General features: G+C 64.6%; 1 protein-coding gene. It reads left to right on the top strand.

Annotated features, from left to right (window positions below; genetic code table 11):
• A partial coding sequence (locus AC5Y7D_RS30845; protein ID WP_499929975.1) for a beta strand repeat-containing protein occupies window positions 1-1,182 on the top strand: 1,182 nt, incomplete at both ends.

Consider the following 1,182-nt stretch of genomic DNA (forward strand, 5'->3'; position numbering starts at 1 on the left):
ACCGAGGTGGCCGGGCTGTGGCGCAGTGGCGGCGACACGGTGATCAACGTGGGGCTGGCCGATGTGGGCCAGTGGAATGTGGGCAGCGCCAACCTCGGGGACTTCAACCTGGGCAGCGCCAACCTGGGCAGCAGCAACTTCGGGTTCGCCAACCTGGGCAGTTTCAATGTCGGGTTGGGCAATATCGGCTCGGGCAATCTCGGGTTCGGCAACGCCGGGCCGGCGTTGAGTGAGGCGCTGCGCAACATCGGGTTCGGTAACACCGGTGACGGCAACCTGGGGATCGGCAACACCGGTGACGGCAATATCGGCTTCGGTAACACCGGTAACGGCAACATCGGGATCGGGCTCTCCGGTGACAACCAGGTCGGGTTCGGGCCGCTGAACTTCGGGGCCGACAACACCGGGTTGTTCAACGCCGGCATCGCCAACCTGGGGCTGGCCAATGCCGGCAACTTCAACCAGGGCATCGCCAACACCGGCAACAACAACATCGGGTTGTTCAACACCGGGGACAACAACGTCGGGATCGGGCTGACCGGCAACGGTCAAAGCGGGTTCGGGTCGCTGATGTCGGGGGCGGGCAACACCGGGTTCTTCAACTCCGGGACGGGCAACGTCGGGTTGTTCAACTCCGGGACGGGCAACCTCGGGCTGTTCAACTCCGGCACCGGCAACATCGGTATCGGCAACATGGGCATCGGCGGGCTGGGTATCGGGCTGTCCGGGGACAACCAGATCGGCCTCGGGGGCACCAACTCGGGCAGCTTCAACGTCGGGCTGTTCAACTCCGGCACCGGCAACGTCGGCTTCGGCAACTCCGGCACCGGCAACTGGGGCATCGGCAACACCGGCACCAACAACACCGGCATCGGCAACGCCGGTGGCTTCAACACCGGCCTGTTCAACACCGGTGACTTCAACACCGGCCTGGCCAACCCCGGCGACTACAACACCGGCCTGTTCAACACCGGCAACTTCAACACCGGCCTGTCCAACACCGGCAACTACAACACCGGCTACGCCAACCCCGGCGACTACAACACCGGCCTGGCCAACGCCGGCGCCTACAACACCGGCGGCTTCATCACCGGCACCGCCAACAACGGCTTCTTCTGGCGCGACAACATGCAAGGCCTGCTGTCAGCCAACTACACCATCGTCGTCGAACGAGCCAACGCC

Source organism: Mycobacterium sp. NGS49, assembly GCF_059812565.1.